This is a genomic window from Bradyrhizobium cytisi (assembly GCF_008123515.1).
In the GTDB taxonomy this organism is placed as follows: domain Bacteria; phylum Pseudomonadota; class Alphaproteobacteria; order Rhizobiales; family Xanthobacteraceae; genus Bradyrhizobium; species Bradyrhizobium cytisi.
Genome location: NZ_VSSR01000018.1, coordinates 68,096 through 93,840 on the forward strand (window position 1 = coordinate 68,096; position 25,745 = coordinate 93,840).

24 protein-coding genes are annotated in these 25,745 nt (G+C 65.1%); 16 read left to right on the plus strand and 8 right to left on the minus strand.

Annotated elements, in window-relative coordinates:
* The first annotated feature begins 80 nt into the window (after positions 1–80).
* The 3 genes from FXB38_RS11330 to FXB38_RS11340 are packed head-to-tail and all read left to right on the plus strand — an operon-like array spanning position 81 to position 2,066.
* Positions 81–1,007 (plus strand): hydrogen peroxide-inducible genes activator, encoded by a 927-nt coding sequence (locus FXB38_RS11330; protein WP_148750937.1) that lies wholly within the window; start codon positions 81–83, stop codon positions 1,005–1,007.
* Position 1,008: 1 nt separating this feature from the next.
* Positions 1,009–1,473 carry a GNAT family N-acetyltransferase gene (locus FXB38_RS11335; protein ID WP_148750938.1) on the plus strand — a complete coding sequence of 155 codons (465 nt, stop codon included), beginning with the start codon at positions 1,009–1,011 and terminating at the stop codon, positions 1,471–1,473.
* Entirely contained in the window at positions 1,470–2,066 is a 597-nt protein-coding gene (locus tag FXB38_RS11340) for a glutathione S-transferase family protein (RefSeq protein WP_148750939.1), read from the plus strand. The genes FXB38_RS11335 and FXB38_RS11340 overlap by 4 nt, the downstream gene beginning before the upstream one ends.
* Here the strand turns inward: FXB38_RS11340 and fabI are convergent.
* The 3 genes from fabI to fabA all read right to left on the minus strand — a co-directional run bounded on the left by fabI (position 2,063) and on the right by fabA (position 4,787).
* Complete coding sequence (gene fabI / locus FXB38_RS11345) at positions 2,063–2,863, minus strand: enoyl-ACP reductase FabI (protein WP_148750940.1); 801 nt, start codon at positions 2,861–2,863, stop codon at positions 2,063–2,065. The two genes, FXB38_RS11340 and fabI, sit on opposite strands and share 4 nt — an antisense overlap.
* Positions 2,864–3,001: 138 nt before the next feature.
* Positions 3,002–4,225, minus strand: a complete 1,224-nt coding sequence (gene fabB, locus FXB38_RS11350) for a beta-ketoacyl-ACP synthase I (protein ID WP_148750941.1) — start codon at positions 4,223–4,225, stop codon at positions 3,002–3,004.
* 40 nt (positions 4,226–4,265) lie between these two features.
* Complete coding sequence (gene fabA / locus FXB38_RS11355) at positions 4,266–4,787, minus strand: bifunctional 3-hydroxydecanoyl-ACP dehydratase/trans-2-decenoyl-ACP isomerase (RefSeq protein ID WP_148750964.1); 522 nt, start codon at positions 4,785–4,787, stop codon at positions 4,266–4,268.
* A 352-nt stretch (positions 4,788–5,139) separates the two neighbouring features.
* Between fabA and irrA the strand changes: the two genes are divergently transcribed.
* Positions 5,140–5,631, plus strand: coding sequence for an iron response transcriptional regulator IrrA (gene irrA / locus FXB38_RS11360; protein WP_045004900.1), 492 nt, complete (start codon positions 5,140–5,142; stop codon positions 5,629–5,631).
* Positions 5,632–5,713: 82 nt separating this feature from the next.
* Here the strand turns inward: irrA and FXB38_RS11365 are convergent, their stop codons facing one another.
* The gene (locus FXB38_RS11365) at positions 5,714–6,244 is read right to left on the minus strand and encodes an SH3 domain-containing protein (protein ID WP_148750942.1); all 531 of its coding nucleotides are present in this window, start codon (positions 6,242–6,244) and stop codon (positions 5,714–5,716) included.
* Positions 6,245–6,568: 324 nt separating this feature from the next.
* Between FXB38_RS11365 and FXB38_RS11370 the strand changes: the two genes are divergently transcribed.
* The gene (locus FXB38_RS11370) at positions 6,569–7,570 is read left to right on the plus strand and encodes a 2-hydroxyacid dehydrogenase (protein ID WP_148750943.1); all 1,002 of its coding nucleotides are present in this window, start codon (positions 6,569–6,571) and stop codon (positions 7,568–7,570) included.
* Between the two features lie 3 nt (positions 7,571–7,573).
* Here FXB38_RS11370 and FXB38_RS11375 read toward each other — a convergent pair whose 3' ends face one another.
* Positions 7,574–8,485: a LysR family transcriptional regulator gene (locus tag FXB38_RS11375; RefSeq protein WP_148750944.1), complete on the minus strand. Its 912-nt coding sequence runs from the start codon at positions 8,483–8,485 to the stop codon at positions 7,574–7,576.
* Positions 8,486–8,606: 121 nt separating this feature from the next.
* On the opposite strand from FXB38_RS11375, the gene FXB38_RS11380 reads away from it, so the two are divergent.
* Positions 8,607–9,614 (plus strand): aldo/keto reductase, encoded by a 1,008-nt coding sequence (locus tag FXB38_RS11380; RefSeq protein ID WP_148750945.1) that lies wholly within the window; start codon positions 8,607–8,609, stop codon positions 9,612–9,614.
* 8 nt (positions 9,615–9,622) lie between these two features.
* Here the strand turns inward: FXB38_RS11380 and FXB38_RS11385 are convergent, their stop codons facing one another.
* On the minus strand, positions 9,623–10,426 hold the full coding sequence (locus FXB38_RS11385; protein ID WP_148750946.1) for a HesA/MoeB/ThiF family protein: 804 nt from the start codon (positions 10,424–10,426) through the stop codon (positions 9,623–9,625).
* 91 nt (positions 10,427–10,517) lie between these two features.
* On the opposite strand from FXB38_RS11385, the gene FXB38_RS11390 reads away from it, so the two are divergent.
* Positions 10,518–11,879 (plus strand): serine protease, encoded by a 1,362-nt coding sequence (locus tag FXB38_RS11390; protein WP_187434804.1) that lies wholly within the window; start codon positions 10,518–10,520, stop codon positions 11,877–11,879.
* Positions 11,880–12,024: 145 nt separating this feature from the next.
* Here FXB38_RS11390 and ggt read toward each other — a convergent pair whose 3' ends face one another.
* Positions 12,025–13,704: a gamma-glutamyltransferase gene (gene ggt / locus FXB38_RS11395; RefSeq protein WP_148750947.1), complete on the minus strand. Its 1,680-nt coding sequence runs from the start codon at positions 13,702–13,704 to the stop codon at positions 12,025–12,027.
* Between the two features lie 242 nt (positions 13,705–13,946).
* Between ggt and FXB38_RS11400 the strand changes: the two genes are divergently transcribed.
* Positions 13,947–14,687, plus strand: a complete 741-nt coding sequence (locus tag FXB38_RS11400) for a ParA family protein (RefSeq protein ID WP_148750948.1) — start codon at positions 13,947–13,949, stop codon at positions 14,685–14,687.
* 275 nt (positions 14,688–14,962) lie between these two features.
* On the opposite strand, the gene mutM is transcribed toward FXB38_RS11400, so the two are convergent.
* Positions 14,963–15,868 carry a bifunctional DNA-formamidopyrimidine glycosylase/DNA-(apurinic or apyrimidinic site) lyase gene (mutM, locus tag FXB38_RS11405; RefSeq protein WP_148750949.1) on the minus strand — a complete coding sequence of 302 codons (906 nt, stop codon included), beginning with the start codon at positions 15,866–15,868 and terminating at the stop codon, positions 14,963–14,965.
* An 81-nt stretch (positions 15,869–15,949) separates the two neighbouring features.
* Here mutM and ubiE point away from each other — a divergent pair, with 81 nt between their 5' ends.
* The 8 genes from ubiE (at position 15,950) to FXB38_RS11445 (ending at position 25,708) form a co-directional block, all read left to right on the plus strand.
* On the plus strand, positions 15,950–16,711 hold the full coding sequence (gene ubiE, locus FXB38_RS11410; protein ID WP_148750950.1) for a bifunctional demethylmenaquinone methyltransferase/2-methoxy-6-polyprenyl-1,4-benzoquinol methylase UbiE: 762 nt from the start codon (positions 15,950–15,952) through the stop codon (positions 16,709–16,711).
* Positions 16,708–18,282 (plus strand): 2-polyprenylphenol 6-hydroxylase, encoded by a 1,575-nt coding sequence (ubiB, locus tag FXB38_RS11415; protein WP_148750951.1) that lies wholly within the window; start codon positions 16,708–16,710, stop codon positions 18,280–18,282. The genes ubiE and ubiB overlap by 4 nt, the downstream gene beginning before the upstream one ends.
* A gap of 57 nt (positions 18,283–18,339) precedes the next feature.
* Positions 18,340–19,788, plus strand: coding sequence for a bifunctional phosphopantothenoylcysteine decarboxylase/phosphopantothenate--cysteine ligase CoaBC (coaBC, locus tag FXB38_RS11420; protein ID WP_148750952.1), 1,449 nt, complete (start codon positions 18,340–18,342; stop codon positions 19,786–19,788).
* Positions 19,785–20,243 (plus strand): dUTP diphosphatase, encoded by a 459-nt coding sequence (dut, locus tag FXB38_RS11425; protein WP_148750953.1) that lies wholly within the window; start codon positions 19,785–19,787, stop codon positions 20,241–20,243. The genes coaBC and dut overlap by 4 nt, the downstream gene beginning before the upstream one ends.
* Before the next feature lie 191 nt (positions 20,244–20,434).
* Entirely contained in the window at positions 20,435–22,939 is a 2,505-nt protein-coding gene (locus FXB38_RS11430; protein WP_148750954.1) for a sensor histidine kinase, read from the plus strand.
* Positions 22,936–24,456: a tRNA (adenosine(37)-N6)-threonylcarbamoyltransferase complex ATPase subunit type 1 TsaE gene (tsaE, locus tag FXB38_RS11435; RefSeq protein WP_148750955.1), complete on the plus strand. Its 1,521-nt coding sequence runs from the start codon at positions 22,936–22,938 to the stop codon at positions 24,454–24,456. Before FXB38_RS11430 ends, tsaE begins: the two co-directional genes overlap by 4 nt.
* An 87-nt stretch (positions 24,457–24,543) precedes the next feature.
* On the plus strand, positions 24,544–24,861 hold the full coding sequence (locus FXB38_RS11440; protein ID WP_148750956.1) for a PilZ domain-containing protein: 318 nt from the start codon (positions 24,544–24,546) through the stop codon (positions 24,859–24,861).
* A gap of 124 nt (positions 24,862–24,985) precedes the next feature.
* Complete coding sequence (locus tag FXB38_RS11445) at positions 24,986–25,708, plus strand: nucleotidyltransferase family protein (protein ID WP_148750957.1); 723 nt, start codon at positions 24,986–24,988, stop codon at positions 25,706–25,708.
* The last annotated feature ends 37 nt before the right edge of the window (positions 25,709–25,745 follow it).

Below are 25,745 nucleotides of genomic sequence, written 5' to 3' on the forward strand. Positions count from 1 at the left end.
TTGACCAGGTAGAACCACTCTAAGCGCCGCGTTCGATCAGGGGAAGTTGACTTTAATGATCGCTGCGATAGGATTTTCTGATGATCAACGTGACGATGCGACAGCTGCGGTATTTCGACGCGCTGGCACGGCATGGTCATTTCGGCCGCGCCGCCGAGGCCTGCTCCATCTCGCAGCCGGCACTGTCGATGCAGATCAAGGAACTGGAGCAAGCGCTCGGCGGGCTGCTGCTGGAGCGCAGCGCGCGCCAGGTCGCGCTGACCCGGTTCGGCGAGGAGCTCGCCCAGCGCGTCCGCGACATCCTGCGCTCGGTCGATGAGCTCGGCGATTTCGCCCGCGCCTCGCAGGACCGTTTTGCGGGCCGCCTGCGCATCGGCATGATCCCGACGATTGCCCCCTATCTGCTGCCCAAGATTACGAAGAATCTCACCCGCCTGCATCCCGAGCTCGACATCCGCGTGCGCGAGACGATGACGCCGCGGCTGATCCAGGAACTGGTCGAAGGCCGGCTCGACACCGGCATCGTCGCGCTGCCGGTCTCCGAACCCTCGCTCACCGAGGTCGCCCTGTTCGAGGAGAAATTCCTGCTGGTGCGACCGGGCACGGATGCGGGCACGCCGGTGCCGTCGCGCGAGATGATGCGGGAGATGCGGCTGTTGCTGCTCGAAGAGGGCCATTGTTTCCGCGATCAGGCGCTGTCGTTCTGCAACATGCAGTCGGCGCCGCCGCGCGAGATGCTGGACGCCAATTCGCTGTCGACATTGGTCCAGATGGTCAGCGCCGGCATCGGCGTCACCCTGATTCCGGAGATGGCGGTGTCGGTGGAGACGCGATCGGCCTCGGTCTCACTGTCGCGCTTCCGCGACCCCGAGCCTTCGCGCACCATCGGCATGGTCTGGCGCAAGACCAGCCCGCTGGCGCGGCAGCTGCTGCAGATCTCCGAGGTGGTGTGCCTGTCGGCCGGCAAGGCGCGCCCGCGGCAGGCCGCGCGCAACCAGCGAGCCTGAGATGCCGGATCCGATCATCCGCCCCGCCCGCGCCGACGAATATGACGAGATCGGCCGTGTCTGGATGGAGAGCTGGGTCTCGACCGGGCTTGCCGAAGCCAGCGAGTTCCTGCTGGCAAACCTGCGTGCGCGCATCCGGCGCGAGATGGAGAACGGCTGGAGCCTGTTCGTCGCCGACGACAACGGCACCATCGCTGCGATGCTCGCGCTGCATCTGCCAAAACTCTATCTCGATATGCTGTTCGTCGGGCCCGCTTATCAGGGACAATCGCTCGGGCGGAAGTTGCTCGCCTTCACGCGCACGCACATGCCGGATGAAATGTTCCTGCGCTGCGTCCGCGAGAACGAAAAGGCCTGGCGCTGGTACGAGCGCGAAGGTTTTGTGTTCGAGAAGGAAGAGGTCGAGCCGTCGAACGGGTTTGTGATGAAGTACTATAGGTGGAAGAACAAGAGTCCGCTCCCATGATCAAACTCTATTGGTCGCCCCGCTCGCGTTCGTTCTCGGCGCTTTGGCTGATGGAAGAGAGCGGGCTTCGGTATGAGCGCGTGCTGACCGACATTTCGACCGGCGCGCAGAAGGCGCCGGATTATCTGAAGGTCAATCCGATGGGCAAGGTGCCGGCGCTCGCCGACGGCGATGCCGCGCTCGGCGAGGCCGCTGCAATCTGCGCTTACATCGCCGACCGTTATCCGGAGACGAAGCTCGCGCCTGATGTGACCGATCCACGTCGTGCGCGCTACCTGCAATGGCTGTTCTTCTCGCCGAGCTGCATCGAACCGGCGATCATCCAGATCTTCACCAAGATCGAGGTGCCGAGCTCGACTGCGGCCTGGGGCAGCGCGACGCAGGTCTTCGACGTGCTGGAAGCGGCGCTCGAAAACGGGCCTTGGATTCTCGGCGAGGAATTTTCCGCGGCCGACATCACGATCGGCTCGGGCCTGAACTTCGCAGTGCGCCTGTTCAAGATGGTGCCGTCGCGCACCGCGTTCGATGCCTATATCGCGCGCTGCATGGCGCGGCCGGCATTCCAGCGCGCGGAGAAAATCGCGGCGGGTTAGCCTTCCGCCTTCAGATCATCCGGCCTTGGCATCAGGACGGTGTTGTAGCCGGAATCGACATAGTGGATTTCGCCGGTCACGCCGCCGGAGAGATCCGACAGCAGATACAGCGCCGAGCCGCCGAGCTCATCGAGCGTGACGCCGCGGCGGAGCGGCGAATGCTTCTGCATGAACGCAAACATTGCGCGCGCCTCGCCGATGCCGGAGCCCGCGAGCGTACGGATGGGGCCGGCCGAGATCGCGTTGACGCGGATGCCGCGCGGTCCGAAATCGGACGCGAGATAGCGCACCGAGGCTTCCAGCGCCGCCTTGGCCACGCCCATCACGTTGTAATTCGGCATCGCGCGCTCTGAGGCGCCGAAGGTCAGCGTGATCATGCTGCCACCCTCGGTCATCAGCTCGGCGGCGCGTTTTGCGACCTCCGTGAACGAGAAGCAGGAGATCACCATGGTGCGCGAAAAATTCTCGCGGCTGGTGTCGGCGTAGCGGCCCTTCAGCTCGTTCTTGTCGGCAAAGCCGATCGCGTGGATCACGAAATCGAGCTTGCCCCACTTTTCGCGCAAGACGTCGAACGTGGCGTCGACGCTGGCAATGTCCTCGACATCGCACGGCAGCACCAGATCAACCCCAAGCGATTCCGCCAGCGGCTTGACGCGCTTGCCGAGAGCCTCGCCCTGGAAGGTGAAGGCGAGCTCGGCGCCATGGGCATGCAGCGTCCTCGCCATGCCCCAGGCGATCGAATGATCATTGGCGATGCCCATGATCAGACCGCGCTTGCCTTGCATCAAACCTTCCATCTCGCGATTACCCTCCGCTCTCCGTCATGCCCGGGCTTGTCCCGGGCATCCACGTTCTTCCGAAGTCGGTAGCAAAGACGTGGATGGCCGGGACAAGCCCGGCCATGACGAAATAGCTATCGGTCGTCCGCAGTGACGTCACACGTCCAGCCGGCTGAACACCAGGGTGGCGTTGGTGCCGCCGAAGCCGAAGGAGTTCGACAGCACGGTGCCGATTTTGACGTTGTCGATGCGCTTGCGCACGATCGGCATGTCGGCGAACACGGGATCGAGCTCCTGGATGTGCGCGCTTTCGCAGATGAAACCGTTGTTCATCATCAGCATCGAATAGATCGCCTCCTGCACACCGGTCGCGCCCAGCGAGTGGCCGGTCAACGCCTTGGTCGCCGAGATCGGCGGGCACTTCTCGCCGGCGCCGAACACGCGGCGGAGCGCGTCGATTTCCGGCGGATCGCCGGCTGGCGTCGAGGTGGCGTGCGGATTGATGTAGTCGACCTTGGTCTTCACCGTCGACATCGCCATGCGCATGCAGCGCTCGGCGCCTTCACCTGACGGCGCGACCATGTCGTAGCCGTCCGAGGTCGCGCCATAGCCGACGATCTCGCCGTAGATGCGCGCGCCGCGCGCCTTGGCGTGCTCAAGCTCTTCCAGGACGAGGACTCCGGCGCCGCCGGCGATGACAAAACCGTCGCGGTTGACATCATAGGGACGAGAGGCGGTGGCGGGGGTGTCGTTGTACTTCGACGACATCGCGCCCATGGCGTCGAACAGCACCGAGAGCGACCAGTCCAGTTCCTCGCAGCCGCCGGCGAAGATGACGTCCTGCTTGCCGATCTGGATCGTCTCATAGGCGTTGCCGACGCAGTGGTTCGACGTCGCGCAGGCCGAGGAGATCGAATAGTTCACGCCCTTGATCTTGAACCAGGTCGCGAGCGTCGCCGACGCCGTGGACGACATCGCCTTCGGCACTGCAAAGGGACCGACGCGCTTCGGTCCCTTGGTGCGGGTGATATCGGCGGCTTCGACGATAGTGCGCGCCGAGGGGCCGCCGGAGCCCATGATGATGCCGGTGCGGACGTTGGAGACTTCGTCAGGCGACAGACCGGAGTCCTGGATCGCCTGCTCCATCGCGACATGATTCCACGCCGCACCCTGACCGAGGAAACGCATGGCGCGGCGGTCAACCACTGTCGAAGGATCGAGCGTCGGCGCACCTTGCACCTGCGAGCGGAAGCCGAGCTCGGCATATTTCTCGGCCCGCGAAATGCCCGACTTCGCCTCGTGAAGGCTCGCAAGCACTTCCTGGGTGTTGTTTCCGATCGACGAGACGATTCCCATCCCGGTGACCACAACCCGCCTCATGACAGCCTCGCCTAAATCGTTGTCTTTCTTGGTGATGCGCTCAGCCCAGGCTCACGCCTTGCTTGAACAAGCCGACCTTCAGCTCCTTCGCGCGATAAATAATCTGGTCATCGACCGAAAGCCATCCGTCGGCGATGCCGAGCACCAGCTTTGAACGCATCACGCGCTTGATATCGATGTTGTACACAACCTTGCGGGCCTCGGGCAGCACCTGGCCGCTGAACTTGAGCTCGTTCAGACCAAGCGCGCGGCCGCGACCTTCGCCGCCGCTCCAGCCCAGATAGAAGCCGACCATTTGCCACAGCGCGTCGAGGCCGAGGCAGCCGGGCATCACCGGATCGTTCTTGAAGTGGCAGCCGAAGAACCAGAGGTCCGCTTTCACGTCCAGCTCGGCACGCACGATTCCCTTGCCGAACTCGCCGCCGGTCTCCGAAATGTCCGTGATGCGGTCGAACATGAGCATTGGCGGCAGCGGCAGCTGGGCATTGCCCGGGCCGAACATCTCGCCGCGGGCACATGCCAGCAAATCTTCGTATTCGTAGCCGTTGCGCCTGTTCAGCATGCGGAAGCCTCTGTTTGAACCCCGATTGAGCGGCGTTTCTGGCAAAAAATGGGCCCCGTTCTCGTTCGGAAAGCAACGCCAATTGCCGTCGCCAGGCGCAAATACCGAGAGCCGGATGGACTTCGGGCCGGGCCTCAATGCCTGGCTGCGCCAAAATCGGTTAAGCGGAACCGCGCGCTCTCTAACACAGGCCTTTTCGGGTAGCAAAGCGGGCCCATGAAGGTAAAATGACCAGGATCCGGCCAGGTTCCTCTGCTGATTAGAACCGCTCTAGTTGCGAGAAACTTGCATCTGCATCTATCTGTCCATATATTGCAGATAGATAGTGTTCACGCGTGCCCGAATTCTGGAAATGAACGAAAACAACGCCACCCACCACGACGAAGACGCCCATGCGGCGGCTCTTCTGTCCGGCCGTCAGCCGGCCCTGACCGGCTGCCCTTGGCACGACGTCAATGAAATGCTCCAGTCTGCCGGCCTGCGCCCGACGCGCCAGCGCATGGCGCTCGGCTGGCTGCTGTTCGGCAAGGGTGCACGCCACCTCACGGCTGAAATGCTCTACGAGGAAGCGACGCTGGCCAAGGTCCCGGTCTCGCTCGCGACCGTCTACAACACGCTGAACCAGCTGACCGATGCCGGCCTGCTGCGTCAGGTCAGTGTCGACGGCACCAAGACCTATTTCGACACCAACGTCACCACGCACCATCACTATTACCTCGAGAATAGCCACGAGCTGGTCGACATCGAGGATCCGCATCTGGCCCTGTCCAAGATGCCGGAGGTGCCGGAAGGCTACGAGATCGCGCGCATCGACATGGTCGTGCGCCTGCGCAAGAAGCGCTGAAATCGTCCCGAAATCGCATTGAGTTCGTCATGGCGAGTTCGTCATGGCCCGGCTTTGTCCCGGCCATTGTCGTTTCAGGCCGTCAGTTGACCTGCTCGTCGGCGTAGACGCCCCAGAGCCGTTCCTGCTGGATCCAGCCGTCAAAGCCGTCGCCGACGACGTGGCACCAGTTGGTCGTGCACTTCTTTACCTGCGTGACGACGCCGGCCTGGAGTTTCGCGGCCACGGCACTGTCGGCATCGGCGCGGTCATAGATCGGCGCGAGATCGTCCCTGTGCTTCATGGTCACCACCGCGGTGCGGCGGCCCGACAGCAGCGAATGATAGACCCAGCCCTCGGCGCCCTCGGAATCGCGCACCCGGCGCCAGTTCTCGAACTCGGCTGTGATTTCAACCGGCAGGCCGGACCGGGTGTAGACCCAGGCCACGTCATTGTCCTTGGTTGGCCCGGCGCGAACGTTGACGTGATCCGATTTGAGGCTGACATAGCGCGGCACCGGAAGGCCGCTGGCCGTCTGGGGGGTGTTGTCCTTGGCCGAGTGCCCGGGGCTGACCGAGGCGCTCAACCAGGTGCAAACGAGCGCCAGCACCGAACAAAAACGCCCCAACGCCATTAACCCGTCTCCTGTCGAAGACCTGGCCAGACCAGGTCCTCACCCCAAATTCCAAAACCTGCCGTGCAAACCCCTCTCCCGCCCCACGCGGGTGTTCCCAAAGCCAAACCCGTGGTTCTTGTCTTGGCCCGGCCTTCTGCTAGAGAGGACGGACATCTGAACAACCGGTTTGCCCCGATTTTCCGGCCGGAAAGTTGGGGGAAAGCTTGAAGGAAACGCCGGGGACGACACGGCTAAGGCAGTGTCGAACAACCGGGTTAATGAGGCCTCAACAGCCGGCCTTTGGCGACAGAGGCGGCCTGCAACGCCTCATGAGGGCAGCACATGTCGGTGAAGAAAAAGCCCCTCGTCGTGGTGACGCGCAAGCTGCCGGACTCGATCGAGACCCGGATGCGCGAACTGTTCGACGCACGCATCAATCTCGACGACACACCGATGTCGACCGAGCAGATCGCCGAAGCCGCGCGCACTGCCGACATCCTGGTTCCCACGGTCACCGACCACATCAGCGCCGACATCGTCAATCAGCCCGACTGCAAGCTCCGCCTGATCGCCAATTTCGGCAACGGCGTCGACAATATCGACGTCGAGGCTGCGCATGCCCGCGGCATCACCGTCACCAACACGCCAAAGGTTCTGACCGAAGATACCGCCGACATGACGATGGCGCTGATCCTGGCGGTGCCGCGCCGGATGATCGAGGGCGCTTCCGTGCTGACGGAGGGAAAACCCTGGGCGGGCTGGTCGCCGACCTGGATGCTCGGCCACCGCATCGGGGGAAAACGCCTCGGCATCATCGGCATGGGCCGCATCGGCCAGGCGGTCGCACGCCGCGCCCGCGCGTTCGGCTTGCAGATCCATTATCACAACCGCCGCCCCGTCGCGCCGAAGATCGCCGAAGAACTTGGCGCGACCTATTGGGAAAGCCTCGACCAGATGCTGGCGCGGATGGACATCATCTCGGTGAACTGTCCGCACACGCCAGCGACCTATCACCTGCTCTCGGCGCGCCGGCTGAAGCTGATCCGCAAGGACGCCTATATCGTCAACACCGCGCGCGGTGGAGTCACCGACGAAGACACGCTGATCAAGCTGATCGAAGCCGGCGAGATCGGCGGCGCCGGCCTCGACGTCTATGAGCACGAGCCGGCAGTCAACCCAAAGCTGGTGCGGCTTGCGAAAGCCGGCAAGGTGACGCTGATGCCGCATATGGGCTCGGCCACGATCGAAGGCCGCGTCGAGATGGGCGAGAAGGTGATCATCAATATCCGCACCTTCCTCGACGCGCACAAGCCGCCGGATCGCGTGTTGCCGAGCATGCTCTGAGGCCTATTTGCCGCGCGTCTCGCGCTTGCGCCAATCGGCGACGAAATCGATGAAGGCGCGCAGCGCGGGCGGCATCTGGCGCCGGCTCGGGTAGTACAGAAACGGGCCCGGGAACGGCTCGCACCAGTCTTCCATCAAGCTGACCAGCGCACCGGATTTCAGGGCGTCGCCGACATAGCCATCGAGGCTTGCCCAGACGCCAGCGCCGCCGAGCGCGGCGCGCATGGCAAGACCCATATTGGTGGAAATCAGTTTTGCAGGCGGATCGACCTTCACGATCTGGCCGGCCTTCTCGAACTCCCAGTCATGCATGACGCCGCTCGAATAGCGCGCGCGGATGCAGTCGTGGTCGAGCAAATCCTTCGGGTGCTTGGGCCTGCCGCGGCGCGCGACATAATCGGGCGAGGCGACGACGACATAGTGCTGCGGACCGCTCAGCGGGATCGCGACCATGTCCTGCGCAAGATGCTCGCCGTAACGCACGCCGGCGTCGTAGCCTGCGCTGACGATATCGACGAAGCCGCTCTCGGAAACGATATCGAGATCGACCTGCGGATGGGCCTGCAGGAACGGAACGACCATCGGCGCCAGCACCAAATCGACCGCCGGCGGCGGCGCGTTGATGCGCAGGCGGCCTGAGGCGACCTCGCGCAGGCCCCGCACCTGATCCAGGGCGTCGCCGACGTCGCGCAAGGCCGGGGCCACCCGCGATAGCAACAGCTCCCCCGCCTCGGTCAGCGCGACGCTGCGGGTGGTGCGGTTCATCAGCCGGACCCCGAGGCGCTCCTCCAGGTCGCGCAGCCGCTGGCTAAGGCTCGACACCGACACGCGAATTTCGACCGCCGCGCGCCGGAAATTGCGGGTGCGGGCGATCGCCACGAAGGCGTCGAGATCGCGCAGGTCAGGATCAGCCATTGTTCGATATGATGAACAAGCTATTCCGCATTGTCCATCTTATCGCGGCAATGGGCCGGGCGCATATCTGGCCTCGTCACGCGGCGTCCATCGGGCGCCGCCTTTTTCAAGGAGAGTCATCATGGAACAGCGCAAACTCGGTTCGACCGGCCCCAACGTCTCGAGCCTCGGCCTCGGCTGCATGGCGATGTCGGATGCCTATGGCCCGGCCGATCGCGGCGAGAGCATCGCCACGGTCCATGCAGCACTCGACGCGGGCATCACGCTGCTCGACACCGGCGATTTCTACGCGATGGGCCACAATGAAATGCTGATCCGCGAGGCGCTGACGAACGTCCCCCGCGACAAGGTACAGCTCAGTGTGAAGTTCGGCGCGCTGCGCGGTCCCGCCGGCGAATTCGTTGGGTTCGATTCGCGGCCGGCTGCGACGAGAAACTTCCTCGCCTATTCGCTGCAACGACTTGGCACCGACTACATCGACGTCTACCGCCCGGCGCGGCTCGATCCCAGCATTCCCATCGAGGAGACAATCGGCGGTCTCGCTGATCTCGTGAAGGCCGGCTACGTCAAGCATATCAGCCTGTCCGAGGTCGGCTCCGACACCATCCGCCGCGCGCATGCGGTGCATCCGATCGCCGATCTCCAGATCGAATATTCGCTGATCGAGCGCGGCATCGAGCGCGATATTCTGAAGACCTGCCGTGAGCTCGGCATCGCCATCACCGCTTACGGCGTGCTGGCGCGCGGCCTGATCAGCGGCCATTGGTCGAAGGACTCCGGCAAGACCGGCCGCGACTACCGTCTGATGAGCCCGCGCTTCCAGGGCGCGAACCTCGATGCCAATCTGGCGCTGGCGGAGCAGCTTCGCGCCATTGCCACAGAGATCGGCGCAACACCAGCGCAGGTCGCAATCACCTGGGTGGCGGCGCAAGGCCAGGAGATCGTGCCGCTGATCGGTGCCCGCACCCGCAAGCGCCTCACCGAAGCACTCGGCGCGACCAATGTGGCGCTGACGCCGGCTCATCTTGCGGCGCTTGCAAAGGCGTTTCCGCCCAACATCGCTTCCGGCACGCGCTATGCGGCCGAGCAGATGGCGCATCTCGACAGCGAGAAGCCGGCCACGGCGTAACAGCGCGATCAGGTGCGATGGGCGCTAAGGTCAGTCATGACCGGCCCATCGCCATTAAGCGGATTGGCCGGATCGCGCCCGTAGCGCAGCGTCTCGAAGCGCATCGCGCGCGCATCGATCATCAGGAGGCGGCCGACCAGGCCATCGCCAAAACCGACGATCTCGCGGATCGCCTCCAGCGCCATCATCGAGCCCATCACGCCCGCAAGCGCGCCCATGACGCCGGCCTCCGCGCAGGCCGGCACGGTGCCCGGCGGGGGCGCCTCCGGAAACAGACAGCGATAGGTCGGGTTAAATTCGCCCTGCTCGTTTGTCTCATATGCGCGGATGGTGGTGAGCGAGCCGTCGAAGGTGCCGAGCGCCGCGGTGATCAGCGGCCGCTTCGCAAAAAAACAGGCATCCGAGACCAGATAGCGTGTCGAGAAATTGTCAGAGCCATCGAGCACCAGGTCGTAATCGCCGATCAGGCCCAGCGCATTGTCGGCATTGAGCCAGGTGGCGTGGCCGACGAAGCGGACATGCGGATTGAGCGCCGCGATCCGCTCGGCCGCGCTCTCGACCTTGTGCCGGCCGATGTCAGGCGTCGTATGGATGACCTGGCGCTGAAGGTTGGACAGCGACACGACGTCGTCATCGACCACGCCGAGCGTGCCAATGCCGGCCGCCGCCAGATACATCAGGGCCGGCGCGCCGAGCCCGCCGGCGCCGATCACCAGCGCGGAGGCTCGCTTCAGCGCAGCCTGGCCCGGGCCGCCGACATCGCGCAGCACGATATGGCGGGCATAGCGTTCGAGTTCATCCGGGCTGAGCACCTTCTCTTACTCCTGAACCGCCCCAACATTGTTCGCGACCAACGAGATGTGCTTCAATGGCGGCGCGTTCAATGGGCTGGCTGGATTTGTCATGAGATCGATGCTTGCGGCAACACTGATGTTGGCGTCTGCCACAGGCGCCAGCGCCCAGACGACGACGCCACAGGTCCCGGGCACCAAGCCGAAGGTGGTCCAGACCGTTCCGATCAAGCCGCCTGCCCTGCAAACGCCGTCGGAAACCGCGGATGGGATGGCGCAGGCCGAGCGGCTGTCGCTTCAGTCCGACCTCGCCTGGGTCGGCGAATATAACGGCGCCATCACCGGCGACGTCAGCTCGCGCATGGTCGACGCCATCAAGGAGTACCAGAAGAACAAGGGCGGCAAGCCAACCGGCGTGCTCAATCCGCAGGAGCGCGCCGCGCTCGCCGAGACCGCGCGGCGCAAGCAGGACAGCGTCGGCTGGAAAATCGTGACGGAGATGACCAGCGGCGCGCGGCTCGGCATTCCCTCAAAGCTGGTGCCGCAGCAGGCCACCGACGCCAACGGCTCGAAATGGACCTCGCCGACCGGAACGGTGCAGGTGCTGCTGAGCCGTCGCAAGGAGGCGAACCCGACCACGGCAAAACTCGCGGAAGCCGAGAAGAAGGAGCCGGCCGGACGCAAGGTCGACTACACCGTGGTGAAGCCCGACTTCTTCGTGCTGTCGGGATTGCAGGGCCTGAAGAAGTTTTACGTGCGCGGCACTTTCAAGGGCGACGAGGTCCGCATCATGACGATCTTGTACGACCAGGCGACCGAGAACACGGTCGAGCCGGTCGTGATCGCCATGTCGAGTGCGTTCAATGCGTTCCCGTCGGGGCCGCTAGTCGGACCGCCGCCGCGCAAGAACGTCGAATATGGCACCGGCATCGTCGTCAGCGACGACGGCGCGATCCTGGCCGACCGTCTCGTCACGGATTCCTGTCTCGCCATCACCATCGGCGGCTACGGCAATGCCGATCGTCTCGCCGAGGACAAGGAGCACGACCTCGCGCTGCTGCACATCTATGGCGCACGCGGCCTGAAGCCGCTCAGCCTCGCCGGCGGCCCAGCGAAGGCAAGTGTCGATGTCGTCGGCATCGCCGATCCGCGGAGCCAGCGCGGCGCGGCCGGTGTATCGAGCATCAAGGCTGCGCTGGCATCTGTCGGTGGCGGCGATGCTGCGCTGTCGCCGCCGCCGGCGGTTGGATTTTCCGGCGGCCCGGCAATCGACGGCGACGGCAAGTTCTCGGGCGTTACGCTGTTGAAGCCGGCGATGGTTGCGGGACCGGCAAATGCAGTGCCGGCGTCACAGGCCGTGATGGTCGCAGCAGATACGGTACGCGATTTCCTGAAGGCGAGCGGCGTTACCGCGAACGGCGCGTCAACAGATGCGAAGGCGGCGGTCGTCCGCGTGATCTGCGTGCGGAAATGACTCTCGTGTCCCGGACGCGCTGCAACGCGCCAGCGTTGCTCCGCAGAGCCGGGAACCACGCCGCCTCAAATTCAGTGCGAGAAGTTTCTGGGCCCCGGCTCTGCAGCGCACCGCTTCGCGCTGCGCCGCGTCCGGGGCACGAGCGCTAGCTCAACCTGAACCTGACACCGCTTTTCGCAAGGCCGCCCGAGATCCCAACCGGCGTGCCGTCCGCGCGCCAGCAGGCGGCGCCCGTCATGCTCCCGTCGTCGTGGAACGCAATCGCATTCATGCCGCCGGCAACCGTCGCCACGGGCTGGACCTTGTGGCCGAGGGCCGCAAGCTTCGCGCGAACGCTCTCCGGCACCTTCCGCTCGACCTCGAGCGCGTTGCCCTCGGTCCACACGCGCGGCGCCTCGACCGCTTCCTGCAGGCTCATGCCGTGGTCGATCAGATTGATCAGCGCCTGCATCGCGCTCGGGAAGATGCGCTTTCCGCCGGGGAGGCCCAGCGCATAGCGCAGCTTGCCGTCACGGAGCGCCATCATCGGCGACATCGAGGTCGTCACGCGCTTGCCGGGCGCGAGCGACAGCGCATGGCCCGGCCGCGGATCGAACAGGTTCATGTAATTGTTGGCGATGGCCCCTAGACCCGGGATCATGATCTTGGCGCCAAAGAGATTGTTGATGGTCTGCGTGGTTGCGACCACGTTGCCGAAGGCATCTGCCGCCGTCATGTGCGTGGTGTGCGCGCTTTCAAGCTGCGTCACGCCGGCACCAAAAGCCTGTGCCCGCGCCGGATCGATGGCGCGGCGGCGCTCCTCGGCATAGGCTTTTGACGTCAGCTTCTCCACGGGCACGCCAACATAATCCGGGTCGCCGCTGGCGGCGGCGCGATCGGCGAAGGCGATCTTCAGGACCTCGGCGAGGTAATGGATGGTCTCTGATGTGCCGAAGCCGAGGCCACCGATGTCGTAGCCTTCAAGAATGTTCAGCATCTGCGCGATATGCACGCCGGAGGCCGCGGGCGGTGGCGGCCCCAAAATGGTCCAGCCACGATAGTCGGCGCGGATCGGCTGCCGCTCGACGGTCTTGTAAGCCGTGAGATCGCCACGCCGGATGAAGCCGCCGGTCTTTTCCATGTAGTCAACGAGGATGTCGCCGAGCGGCCCCTCGTAGAGCGCCTTCTCGCCATGGTCGGCGATAGCACGAAGCGTCTCGGCATATTCGGCCTGCACCACGCGCTCGCCGACCTTCAAGGGTTCTCCATCAGGCAAATAGATCGCCGCGATCGGCTTGTCCTTGCGCATCTCGGCGGCGCTCTCGCTGATGCATTCGTGCAAGTACGGCGTTGCCGCATAGCCGCGCGCGGCGTGCCTGATCGCGGGCTGCATGACGTCGGCAAGCGACATGGTACCGAATCGGCGCAGCGTCTCGCACCAGGCTTTCAGCGAGCCCGGCGTGGCGACGGCTTTCGGGCCGTTGAGGTTCTCGTTGCCGACGGTATCGAACACGTCATGGGCGGAGCCCGGCCTGGAGGTGTAGGTGGTGTCGCGGACCGCCGCGGGCACCGTGCTCTGGCCGTCGATGAAGCGGTGGCTGCCGTCGGCGAGGCGGATATGCGCCATGCCGCCGCCGATGATGCCGACCATCATCGGCTCGACCACGGTCAGCGTGAACAGGGTCGCGATTGCGGCATCGATGGCGTTGCCGCCGGTGGCCAGCATCTCGGCTCCGGCGCTGGAGGCCAGGGGATGGTTGCTCACCACCATGCCGCGGCTCGAGACCGCCGGCATCTTCTGGCAATCAAAGGTGGTTGCCGTCCGATCGCGCCAGTTGCCGCTCATGCTGCCTGCCCCTCTTGTTCACGGCGGCGAGCACACCACACGCAGGATTACGGGTCCAGTAATGGTACGGATGAGCTGGCATTCCCGATTCTGCCATCATTGTTTCCGTTGATTCGGACATCCGCGGTCCCCTTTGGATCGGGCAAGGCACGTCCTGAGCGAGAAGAGCTCAGCATCGAGAAGCGATGCACGTTCGCGTGGCGTTATCCTAGACCCAGGCACTCCAAAGGAATCATCTTCCAATGCATACGATCGTACTCGCCACCCAAAAGGGCGGCAGTGGCAAGAGCACCCTCGCCATCGGCCTCGCGCTGGCGGCCAGGCAGGCCGGCTTCACCGTCCGCCTGATCGAGACCGACCCGCAGGGCACCCTCTCCAACTGGCAGCGCCGCCGCAACAATGACGATATCGTCGTCGAGCCGATCTATCACGCTGCCGACATCCAGCCGCGCCTGAAGATGCTGGCCGAGAGCGGGCTCCAGCTCGCGATCGTCGACACCGCGGCCGGCCTCAGCGCCGCCACCACCGCCGCGATCCGCCATTCCGACCTCTGCCTGATCCCGGCCCGCCCGAGCGTCGCCGACATCGAGGCGACCGTCTCGACCCTCAGCGTGGCGCGCGCCTGGAAGCGGCCCTTTGGCTTCGTGCTGAACCAGACGCCGATCCGTGGCCAGCGCATCGACAACGCCGCCAACGCGCTCGCCGAGGAAGCCGCGCTCGATCTCGCCGACGTGCTCGCGCGCCCGCTGATCGTGATGCGCAACGATCACCAGGACTCGCTCGCCTCAGGCCTTGCGGTCAGCGAATTCGCGCCGAACGGCAAGTCGACCGAGGAGATCCGCAGCCTCTGGCGCTGGATCGAGACCCGTCTCGAGCTCTCCGCCGGCAATATGCTGATCGATCAGGTCATGTCGGCGGCAGACGGAATGCTGCATGCCGCTGCCGAAATTTCGGCGGACGAGATCACGACTCTGGCGTCCTGAGCGGGGCGATCGGCCAGGGCCGCAGACGGACTCCTCGCTGTCCGGTGAATGAGCCCAAGCGACGAAGCAATCCGGCCACCAGCCCGGCCGGATTGCTTCGCTTCGCGTTGTACGGACGCTCCATCCTCCGTCATTGCGAGCGCAGCAAAGCAATCCAGAATCTTTCCGCGGAAAGACTCTGGATTGCTTCGTCGCAAGCGCTCCTCGCAATGACGATTGCGGTTGGTATATCGGCTAGCAGACACTCACCGCCCCCTTGGCCACTCGCTTGATTCTCACTTCTGACATTTCGGACACCAGAAGGTCGAGCGGCCGTTCTGGGTGAAGCGCTTGATCGTGCCGCCGCAGCGCGGCGTCGTACATTTCTCGCTCTCGCGGTCGTAGACCTTGAATGAGTGCTGGAAATAGCCGAGCTCGCCCGAGGTCTGGCGATGGTCGCGCAATGACGAGCCGCCGGCCTTGATCGCATCGTTCAACACGGTGTGGATGGCACCGACCAATCTCTGGGCATGATCCGTCGGCTCGCCCCCGCCATTGCCCTTGCGTTGTCCGGCCTTTGTCGACAGCGTCGCGGCGATCCGGCGCGGCGACAGATGCGAGCGGTGCAGGGCTTCGCAGACATAGATGTTGCCGAGGCCTGCGACCACGCGCTGATCGAGCAGCGCGGCTTTGAGGGTCGTGGTCTTGCCGGCGCAGGCGCGCGCCAGCATCGCGGAATCGAATTCGTTGCCGAGCGGCTCTGGGCCAAGATCGCGCAGCAACGGCTCTTGGTCGAGCGCGCTCCGCGCGATCACTTTCATGTAACCGAAGCGGCGTGGATCGTTGAAGACGATGTCGGCGCCGGAGGACATCCGAAACAGTACATGATCGTGCGCGGAGTCCTTGCCCCTTGGATAATGAAACTCGCCGGGCGCGGCCTCGTTGTCCGGCTTGATGACGCGGAACGAGCCCGACATGCCCAGATGCATCAACAGCACGTCGCCGGAGGCGAGATCCGCCATGAGATATTTTGCACGGCGGCCGAGGCCCGTGACGATCTGTCCCTGGAGCCGGGCCACGAAATCCGGCTGGAACGGAAACCGCAAATCCGGCCTGCGGGCTTCCGCGACAACGATTTTCGCACCCTCCATGACGGGCTGAAGGCCGCGGCGGACAGTCTCGACTTCGGGCAATTCAGGCATGGTCAGGCATTCACCTTATGAGGGCGGTGTGATAGCGCCATTGCGGCGGCCGCGCTATGGTCGGCGTCGTGGAGTAGAGTAATGGATCGGCCGGGCGAAACCACGCATTTTGGCTTCAAAGACGTCCCCCTGGGGGACAAGCAGACGCTGGTGAACGATGTGTTTCACAGCGTGGCGTCGCGCTATGATTTGATGAACGATTTGATGTCCGGCGGCCTGCACCGGGTCTGGAAGGACATCATGATCAACGCGCTGAATCCGCCGCGGGGCGACCGGCCGTTTGCATTGCTCGACGTTGCCGGCGGCACCGGCGACATCTCGTTCCGGGCCGCCAAGGCGGCAGGTCCGGGCTTCCATGCCACCGTCTGCGACATCAATTCCGACATGCTGGCGGTGGGTCGCGAACGTGCCGCAAAACGGCATCTCGAAACCCAGGTCGATTTCGTCGAAGGCAATGCCGAAGCGCTCGCCTTCGCCGACCGCAGCTTTGACGCATATACGATCGCTTTCGGCATTCGCAACGTGCCCCAGATCGACAACGCGCTGCGCGAGGCCTATCGCGTGCTCAAGCCCGGCAGCCGCTTTCTGTGCCTGGAATTCTCCACCGTCGAGATGCCCGGCCTCGACAAGATCTATGATCTGTTCTCGTTCAAGGTGATCCCGCCGCTCGGGCGCATGGTGACGGGCGACGCCGAATCCTACCGATATCTCGTCGAATCGATCCGCAAGTTTCCGAAGCCCAACACCTTCGCCGACATGATCCGCGACGCCGGTTTCTCCCGCGTCGGCTTTCAGACCCTGACCGGCGGCATCGTCGCACTGCATTCGGGCTGGCGTTTGTGATTTCTGCCATCACTCACATTTCGCGCCTGATCCGCGCCGCATTCGTGTTCGCGCGCGAGGGCGTGTTCGGCTCCGTCGATCCGAGCCTGGTGCCGCCGCCCGGACAGCTTGCGCTGAAGCTTGCGCGCGTCATCGAGCGACGCGGCCCGAAGGATGGCCCGCGGATGTCGCGCGCGCTGACCCGGATGGGCCCGGCCTATCTCAAGCTCGGACAATTCCTGGCAACGCGGCCCGACGTTGTCGGCGTCGTGATGGCGCGCGACCTTGAAAGCCTTCAGGACCGCCTGCCGCCGTTCCCACAAGCCGAAGCGGAAGCTGCGATCGCGACGTCGCTGGAACGGCCGCTCAAGGACGTCTTCGTGAGCTTCGGCCCGGCGGTCGCGGCCGCCTCGATCGCGCAGGTGCATCGCGGCGAGGTCCTGCGTGACGGCGTCAGCAAGGCGGTCGCGGTCAAGGTGCTCAGGCCGCACGTGGCCGCGCGCTTCCGCCGCGATCTCTCCGATTTCTTCTTCGTCGCGCACAAGGCCGAAGCTTACTCGAGTGAGGCGCGGCGGCTGCGCCTGATCGAAGTCATCAACACCATGTCGCGCTCGGTCGCGATGGAGATGGATTTGCGGCTTGAGGCGGCTGCGCTGTCGGAGATGGCGGAGAACACGGGCGACGATCCTGATTTCCGCGTGCCGGCCGTCGACTGGGACCGCACCACGCACAACGTGCTGACGATGGAGTGGATCGACGGCATCGCGCTGAACGACCACAAGCGGCTGGCACAAGCCCAGGTCGACCTGCCCGATCTCGGCCGCAAGGTGATCCAGAGCTTTTTGCGCCATGCGCTGCGCGACGGCTTCTTCCACGCCGACATGCACCCGGGCAACCTGTTCCTGGATGATACGGGGCGCCTTGTCGCGGTCGATTTCGGCATCATGGGCCGGCTCGGCATGAAGGAGCGGCGCTTCCTCGCCGAAATCCTGCTCGGCTTCATCACCCGCGATTACCGCCGCGTCGCCGAGGTGCATTTCGAGGCGGGCTATGTGCCCGCGCATCACTCGGTCGAGAATTTCGCGCAGGCCATCCGCGCCATCGGCGAGCCCATTCACAACCGCACCGCCGAGGAAATCTCGATGGCGCGGCTCTTGACGCTGCTGCTCGAGGTCACCGGCCTGTTCGACATGACGACGCGGCCCGAGCTGATCCTGCTGCAGAAGACCATGGTCGTGGTCGAGGGCGTGGCGCGCGGCTTCGATCCCAGGCTCGACATCTGGAAGGTCGCCGATCCCGTGGTGCGCGAATGGATCGAGCGCAATCTCGGACCGATCGGCCGGGTGCAGGGAGCCCTCGCGGGGGGCGGCGACCTCGCCCGCATCCTGATGCGCCTCCCGGATCTTGCTGCGCGCTCGGTCGCGGTGATCGAGCAGCTCGAGACCATGACGCGCGAGGGCGTCCGGCTGTCGCCGGAGAGCATCGCCGCGATGGGGCGCAGCGAGGGCCGCAAGAACCGCTGGCGCACCGTGGCGCTTTGGATCATCGCAGTGACCTTCATCGGCATCCTGATCGCCGTCCGGAATCTATGATTGCACTGCAATCATGTGAGTGATAGCATCGATATCATTCCGTGCTGGAGAGGCGTCATGGCGAGCCTGACCATCCGCAAGCTCGACGAACACGTCAAAACCTATCTGCGACTGCGTTCGGCCAAGAACCGCAGATCGGTCGAGGAAGAGGTCCGGGTCATCCTGCGGGAGCTGATCGAGGGCCGCGAGGAGCCGCTGACGCCGTTTGCGGTGCCGCCCGAGGCATCCCCTGCGGCCGCGTCCCCTCGCGCCAGCGCCGTCCCCGAGGCCAGCATCACCCTGATCATCGGCGGCGGGATCGCGGCCTTCAAGTCGCTCGACCTGATCCGCAGGCTGAAGGAGCGGCGCATCGAGGTTCGCTGCGTGCTGACCAGGGCGGCGGAGCAGTTCGTCACGCCGCTCTCGGTCAGCGCCCTCTCCCATGAGCGCGTCTACACCGATCTGTTCGATCCCCAGAGCGAGTTCGACGCCGGCCACATCCGTCTCGCGCGCGACTGCGACCTGATCGTGGTGGCGCCGGCCACCGCCGATCTGATGGCCAAGATGGCCAACGGCCATGCCGACGATCTCGCCAGCGCCATCCTGCTCGCGACCAACCGCAATATACTGATCGCGCCGGCGATGAATCCGCTGATGTGGAACAATCCGGCGACCCGCCGCAACGTCGCGCAGCTTCAGCGTGACGGTGTCCTGCTGATCGGCCCCAACTCCGGCGAGATGGCCGAAGCGGGCGAAGCCGGCGTCGGCCGCATGTCCGAGGCGATCGAGATCGCGGCCGCCGCCGAGCGGCTGCTGCGGCCGCCGGTGCCGCGCCCGCTCGCCGGCAAGCGCGTGCTGATCACCGCAGGTCCGACCCACGAGCCGATCGATCCAGTGCGCTATATCGCCAACCGCTCCTCCGGCAAGCAGGGCTTTGCCATCGCCGCCGCCGCGCAGGCCGCCGGCGCCGACGTGATCCTGGTGAGCGGCCCCGTGGACCTCAGCGATCCCCAGGGCGTGACGGTGAAGCATGTGGAATCGGCCCGGCAAATGCTGGAGCAGGTGCAGGCTGCGCTTCCCGCCGACATCGCGATCTTCGCCGCCGCCGTTGCCGACTGGCGCGTCGCCAATGAAGGCGAGCAGAAGCTGAAGAAGTCCTCGGCCGGCATGCCGCCGCTTCAGCTGGTTGAGAATCCCGACATCCTCGCCACGATCTCCAAGCTCGCCGAGAAGCGCCCGCCGCTGGTGATCGGCTTTGCCGCCGAGACCGAGCATCTCATCGACAACGCCAAGACAAAGCTCGCCCGCAAGGGCTGCGACTGGATCGTCGCCAACGATGTCTCGCCCGCCACCGGCGTGATGGGCGGCGACCGCAACACCGTGCACCTCATCAGCAAGAATGCTGAGAACAACGGCGAGATCGCAGTTGATTCCTGGCCGGCGATGACCAAGGAACAGGTCGCCACCGAACTGGTCGCTCATATCGTGAAAAGCGTGACCGACAAACCCCTGGAGCCGGCATCTTGAGCACGACAATCACGGTCGAACTGCAGCGCCTGCCCCACGCGGAAGGCCTGCCGCTGCCGGCCTATCAGACCACGGAGGCCGCCGGCCTCGACCTGATGGCGGCGGTGGCGGACAGCGAGCCGATGACGCTTGCGCCCGGCCAATATGCGCTGGTGCCGACCGGGCTTGCGATTGCCCTGCCGCCTGGGCACGAGGCCCAGGTGCGGCCGCGTTCGGGGCTTGCCGCCAAGCACGGCGTCACCGTGCTGAACTCGCCCGGCACGATCGACGCCGACTATCGCGGCGAGATCAAGGTGATCCTGATCAACCATGGCGCCGCGCCGTTCGTCATCAAGCGGGGCGAGCGCATCGCGCAGATGGTGATCGCGCCAATGGTCCAGGCCGCGCTGGTTCCGGTAGTGACGCTGTCCTCGACCGACCGCGGCGCCGGCGGCTTCGGCTCGACCGGCCGCTAACGCGCGGCAATCTCAACCAAATCATCCCGCAGAACTACGTGGGCTGGAACCTTGCCACCCGCATTTTTGTAAGACCACGTTTGCGTTCACGGTCTGGACTCTTACCGGTGGAGTCGCGGTGAGGGTATTGTCGCTTGATTCGCGTGCGGCGGGGGTCGCCGCGCGTAAATTCGTGCGGTCTTGGGGCAACTATGTCAGGCGTGATCGTGTCGATGCGTCGGACGCTGTTGTCGTGCACTTCGTTGGCGCGCAACGGCTTATTGGGAGGCGCTCTCGCAGCGCTGCTGCCGGCTGCGCCGGCTGAGGCCGCCGACCTCGTCGACACTCTCTCGATATTGCTGGATTTCAACCGGCAGGAACTCGCGGTGCTGGCCACCGCGCTGGCTTTGCTCGGCTTCTCGGTGGTGGCCGCGATCCTGTTGATGCGCACACGCGTCGGCAAGGCCAAGACTGAGGCAGCCTTGCGCGCGCGGATCAGGGAACTCCAGCTGCAGTCCGACCGCTTCGGCGCGCTGCTGTTCGCCGAACCGCAGGTCCTGATTTCCTGGCCGGCCGGCGACGATCGCGCGCAGATCTCCGGCGACATCGCGATGGTGCTGCCGCGCGATTCGTCGCCGCAACGCGTGCTCGCCTTCGGAACCTGGCTGCCGCCGGAACCGGCGCTGCAGATGGATCACGCCGTCGATGCGCTGCGCGAGCACGGTGACGGCTTCCAGATCACGCTGACGACCGCCAACGGCCACACGCTGGAAGCGATCGGCCGCGCCATCGGCGGCCAGGCCATTGTCCGGATTCGCGAGCTCTCAGGCCTGCGCCGCGATCTGGCCGAGACCCACCTGCGCTACAAGGCGCTCTCCTATGAAACCGAGATGCTGCGCGGCTTCGCCGCTGCCGCGCCATGGCCGATCTGGGCCAAGGGCGAGAACGGCGCGCTGACCTTTGCCAATCCGGCCTATGTGCGCGCCACGGAAGCGACCAGCATCATCGACGCCCAGGAGCGCAAGCTCGAGCTGCTTGACAGCGCAGACCGCACGGCCATGGAGCGCAGCCTGAAGGAGGCCACAAGCTTCACCTCGCGGCTGCCGATCGTGACCGGCGGCGAGCGGCGCATGTACGACGTGCGCGCCGTCAATGTCGGCAACGGCAATGTCGGCGTCGCGATCGACGCCAGCGAAGCGGATGCGCTGAGCGCAGCCCTCGTGCGAATGGCGGAGGCGCATCGCCGCACGCTCGACCAGCTCTCCTCCGGCGTGGCCGTGTTCGACGGCCAGCGCCGGCTCGCCTTCTACAACGATTCCTACCGGCGGCTGTGGGACCTCGACCGCACTTTCCTCGACGCCGATCCCGACGATTCCAGCGTGCTCGACCAGCTCCGCGCCGCGCGCAAACTGCCGGAGCAGCCGGACTTCCGCGCCTGGAAGGCCAAGCTGCACGAGGCCTATCGCGCGGTCGAGGCCGCCAAGGACACCTGGTACCTGCCCGACGGCCGCGCGCTGTCGGTCGTCACGACGCCGAATCCCGAAGGCGGCGTCACCTATCTGTTCGACGACGTCACCGAGAGCCTCGAGCTGGCCCGCCGCTTCGACGGCATGATCCGGGTCCAGCGCGAGACCCTGGACAGCCTCGCCGAGGGCGTCGCCGTGTTCGGCAGCAACGGCAGGGCACAGCTGTTCAATCCGGCGTTCCTGCGCATGTGGAAGCTGTCGAACGACGCCATGCGCGAGGAGCCGCATATCCAGACCGTCGAGGGGTGGTGCCACCAGCTGTTCGACGATCCAATCGTCTGGCGGCAGATCCGCGAGGCCATCACCTCGATCGAGAACCGCGCCGACGTGCCGATCAAGCTGGAGCGCAAGGACGGCAGCGTGCTCGACGGCATGATCCGGCCGCTGCCGGACGGCGCTACCATGCTGACCTTCCTCGACATCACCGACACCGAGAATGTCGAGCGTGCGTTGCGCGAGCGCAACGAGGCGCTGGAGGCCGCCGACCAGATGAAGGTGGATTTCGTCCACCACGTCTCTTACGAGCTGCGCTCGCCGCTCACCACCATTATCGGCTTCGCGCATTTCCTCAGCGATCCCTCGACCGGCCCGCTGACGCCGAAGCAGGCCGAATATCTCGACTACGTCACCAAATCGACCAATGCGCTATTGGCTCTGACCAACAACATTCTCGATCTCGCCACGATCGACGCCGGCGCCATGAAGCTGGAGCTCGGCCCGGTCGACGTCAGCAAGACCATCGAGCTCGCCGCCGAGGGCATCCAGGACCGGCTCGCCACCGACCGCATCCGCCTCAAGGTCGAGATCGCCCCCGATGTCGGCAGCTTCGTCGGCGACGAGAAGCGCGTAGTGCAGGTGCTCTATAATCTGCTCGCCAATGCCGTCGGCTTCTCACCGCAGGATTCCACGGTCGGGATCAGCGCGCGCCGCACCGAGCGCAGCGTGGTCTTCATTGTGACAGATTCCGGTCCTGGAATACCCGCCGACATGAAGGACAAGGTGTTCAACTGGTTCGAGAGCCGCTCGCAGGGCTCGCGTCATCGCGGCGCCGGGCTCGGGCTGTCGCTGGTGCGCTCCTTCGTCGAGCTGCACGGCGGCAAGGTGCAAGTGGATTCGGCCGCCGGCAAAGGCACGGTCGTGATCTGCGACTTCCCGACCGACCGGGCGGCGCATCGCGACGCCGCCGAATGATTGCGCCGGCCACATTCTCCGTCGCGCTTCACAACGAGACGGCGACCGCGCAATTGATGGCCGATCTCGCGCTGCTGGTCGGCCCGGGCGATGTCATCACGCTCACCGGCGATCTCGGTGCCGGCAAGACTGCCGCGGCCCGCGCCATGATCCGTTACCTTGCCGGCGACGAAGAGCTGGAAGTGCCGAGCCCGACCTTCACGCTGGTACAGGGTTACGAGCTGCCGGCGTTTGCCGTGATGCATGCCGACCTCTATCGCGTCGAGGACGAGAGCGAGCTCGAGGAGATCGGGCTGTCGCCGCTGCCGGAGGCCACGCTGGTGCTGATCGAATGGCCGGAGCGTGCGCCGTCGGCGATGCCCGCGGACCGCATCGACATCGCGCTGACGCATCGCCCGGCGCTGGGCTCGAACGCACGGGCCGCCGACATCGCCGGCTGTGGCAAGGGGGCGACGACCGTTGCGCGGCTGAAGGCGCTGCGCGAATTCCTCGATGCGTCCGGCTATATCGACGCAGGCCGCAAGCGCATGGCCGGCGATGCCTCGACGCGCTCCTATGCGCGGCTGATCCGCGACGACGGCGTCGTCATCCTCATGAACTCGCCGCAGCGCCCCGATGGCGCCGCGATCTACAACGGCAAATCCTACAGCGCCGCGGTGCATCTCGCGGAGAACATCAAGCCGTTCGTCGCCATCGACGAAGGCCTGCGCGCGGCAGGCATCTCGGCGCCCGCAATCCACCATGTCGATCTCGACCACGGTTTCCTGATCTCGGAGGATTTCGGCGGCGAAGGCGTGATCGAAGGCGATCCGCCGCGCCCGATCACCGAGCGCTATGAAGCCGCGACCGACGTGCTGGCCGTGCTGCACGGCAAGACGCTGCCGGAGACGCTGCCGCTGGATGGGCAAACCCATGCCATTCCCGCTTGGGACACCGACGCGCTGCTGATTGAAATCGGGTTGATGCCGGAATGGTATCTGCCCGATCGCAACGCGCCGCTGAGCCAGGCGAAGCGCGCGGAGTTCTTCGCGATGTGGCGCGAGCTACTGAAGAAGCCGCTGGCCGCGCCAAGAACCTGGATCATCCGCGACTACCATTCGCCGAATCTGATCTGGCTCGCGGAACGAACCGGCATGGCGCGCGTCGGCGTGATCGACTTCCAGGACACCGTGCTCGGACCGCATTCCTATGACGTGGTGTCGCTGCTGCAGGACGCCCGCGTCGACGTGCCCGAAGCCCTCGAGCTGACGCTGCTGTCGCGCTACATCAAGGCGCGCCGCGTTGACGATGCAAACTTCGATCCGGCCGACTTTGCCGAGCTCTATGCCATCATGTCGGCGCAGCGCAACACGCGCCTGCTCGGCACCTTCGCCCGGCTCAACCGCCGCGACGGCAAGCCGCATTATCTGCGCCACCAGCCGCGGATCTGGACCTATCTGCAGCGCTCGCTGGCGCATCCGGCGCTTGAGCATTTGCGCGACTGGTATCTCGCTAACGTTCCGCCGCCCCAATCCTGAGCCCGAACCGGTTTACCGGCTGTTAGCCATCGCACCGGTATCATCGCCCGCGGGCAGCCGGACAAATCGGGGCTGGAGCAAGGGCACATGGCGGTCAAGACGGACCAGCGCGGGAACAGCAGGGTTGTTTTCGAACGTGGGGTGCCGGCCCAGATGATGGGGATCGACGGCACATGGCGGCGCGAATGCACCATGGAGGACGTCTCCGAGAGCGGCGCCAAGCTGACCATCGACGGTTCGGTCGAAGGCCTGCACCTGAAGGAATTTTTTCTCGTATTGTCGTCCACCGGGTTAGCGTACCGGCGTTGTGAACTGGCCTGGGTCAATGGCGACCAGATCGGCGTCAATTTCCTCAAGCAAGGCGAGAAGAAGAAAAAGGCGCGCTCCACGGCCGTCGGGGCGTGACGGCAACACACGTCGTACAAACGTCACGGCGGGTGGTTAAGGCCGTTGAGATGCGGTGCGGCCGACTCCGGTCCGTGCTAGGTTTGCTGCAAGCGCGAATTTCAGAGGTTCGAGAAAGCGAAGCATGTCCGTCAAGCCGACCAAAGCCATGGTGCTCGCCGCAGGGTTCGGCCTGCGCATGCGTCCGCTGACGGATACGATGCCAAAGCCGATGGTGCCGGTGGCCGGCCAGCCGCTGCTCGACCACGTGCTCGACAAGCTCGCGCTGGCCGGCGTGACCGAGGCGGTGGTCAACGTGCACTATCTGCCCGACCAGATCATCAATCACACCGCGACGCGCCAGCATCCGCACGTGACCATTTCGGACGAGCGCGACGAGGTGCTCGGCACCGGCGGCGGCGTGGTCAAGGCGCTGCCGCTGCTCGGCGATGCGCCGTTCTTCCACGTCAATTCCGACACGCTGTGGATCGACGGCGTGCGCTCCAATCTGGCGCGGCTTGCGGAAAACTTCGACCCCGAGCGCATGGACATCCTGCTGCTGATGGCGCCGACGGCGACCAGCATCGGCTATAGCGGCCGCGGCGACTACGGCATGCTGCCCGACGGGGCGCTGCGCAAGCGCAAGGAAAAGGAGATCGTCCCGTTCGTCTATGCGGGCGCGGCCATTCTGTCGCCGACGATCTTCGCGGACGCACCGCGGGGCGAGTTCTCGCTGACAAAGATGTTCGACCGCGCCAATGAGCAGGAGCGCCTGTTCGGCCTCCGCCTCGACGGCGTCTGGATGCATGTCGGCACGCCGGATGCGGTCCACGCCGCGGAAGAGGCGTTTTTGGAGAGCGTGGCGTAGGGGCTGCTCTCGCACACGGTGCCGTAGGGTGGGCAAA

What these genes read in the sequence shown, in the direction of transcription:
- FXB38_RS11330 (WP_148750937.1), top strand. Translation starts at nt 81, where the DNA reads ATGATCAACGTGACGATGCGACAGCTGCGGTATTTCGACGCGCTGGCA.
- FXB38_RS11335 (WP_148750938.1), top strand. Translation starts at nt 1,009, where the DNA reads ATGCCGGATCCGATCATCCGCCCCGCCCGCGCCGACGAATATGACGAG.
- FXB38_RS11340 (WP_148750939.1), top strand. Translation starts at nt 1,470, where the DNA reads ATGATCAAACTCTATTGGTCGCCCCGCTCGCGTTCGTTCTCGGCGCTT.
- fabI (WP_148750940.1), bottom strand. Translation starts at nt 2,863, where the DNA reads ATGGAAGGTTTGATGCAAGGCAAGCGCGGTCTGATCATGGGCATCGCC.
- fabB (WP_148750941.1), bottom strand. Translation starts at nt 4,225, where the DNA reads ATGAGGCGGGTTGTGGTCACCGGGATGGGAATCGTCTCGTCGATCGGA.
- fabA (WP_148750964.1), bottom strand. Translation starts at nt 4,787, where the DNA reads ATGCTGAACAGGCGCAACGGCTACGAATACGAAGATTTGCTGGCATGT.
- irrA (WP_045004900.1), top strand. Translation starts at nt 5,140, where the DNA reads ATGAACGAAAACAACGCCACCCACCACGACGAAGACGCCCATGCGGCG.
- FXB38_RS11365 (WP_148750942.1), bottom strand. Translation starts at nt 6,244, where the DNA reads ATGGCGTTGGGGCGTTTTTGTTCGGTGCTGGCGCTCGTTTGCACCTGG.
- FXB38_RS11370 (WP_148750943.1), top strand. Translation starts at nt 6,569, where the DNA reads ATGTCGGTGAAGAAAAAGCCCCTCGTCGTGGTGACGCGCAAGCTGCCG.
- FXB38_RS11375 (WP_148750944.1), bottom strand. Translation starts at nt 8,485, where the DNA reads ATGGCTGATCCTGACCTGCGCGATCTCGACGCCTTCGTGGCGATCGCC.
- FXB38_RS11380 (WP_148750945.1), top strand. Translation starts at nt 8,607, where the DNA reads ATGGAACAGCGCAAACTCGGTTCGACCGGCCCCAACGTCTCGAGCCTC.
- FXB38_RS11390 (WP_187434804.1), top strand. Translation starts at nt 10,518, where the DNA reads ATGAGATCGATGCTTGCGGCAACACTGATGTTGGCGTCTGCCACAGGC.
- ggt (WP_148750947.1), bottom strand. Translation starts at nt 13,704, where the DNA reads ATGAGCGGCAACTGGCGCGATCGGACGGCAACCACCTTTGATTGCCAG.
- FXB38_RS11400 (WP_148750948.1), top strand. Translation starts at nt 13,947, where the DNA reads ATGCATACGATCGTACTCGCCACCCAAAAGGGCGGCAGTGGCAAGAGC.
- mutM (WP_148750949.1), bottom strand. Translation starts at nt 15,868, where the DNA reads ATGCCTGAATTGCCCGAAGTCGAGACTGTCCGCCGCGGCCTTCAGCCC.
- ubiE (WP_148750950.1), top strand. Translation starts at nt 15,950, where the DNA reads ATGGATCGGCCGGGCGAAACCACGCATTTTGGCTTCAAAGACGTCCCC.
- coaBC (WP_148750952.1), top strand. Translation starts at nt 18,340, where the DNA reads ATGGCGAGCCTGACCATCCGCAAGCTCGACGAACACGTCAAAACCTAT.
- FXB38_RS11430 (WP_148750954.1), top strand. Translation starts at nt 20,435, where the DNA reads ATGTCAGGCGTGATCGTGTCGATGCGTCGGACGCTGTTGTCGTGCACT.
- tsaE (WP_148750955.1), top strand. Translation starts at nt 22,936, where the DNA reads ATGATTGCGCCGGCCACATTCTCCGTCGCGCTTCACAACGAGACGGCG.
- FXB38_RS11440 (WP_148750956.1), top strand. Translation starts at nt 24,544, where the DNA reads ATGGCGGTCAAGACGGACCAGCGCGGGAACAGCAGGGTTGTTTTCGAA.
- FXB38_RS11445 (WP_148750957.1), top strand. Translation starts at nt 24,986, where the DNA reads ATGTCCGTCAAGCCGACCAAAGCCATGGTGCTCGCCGCAGGGTTCGGC.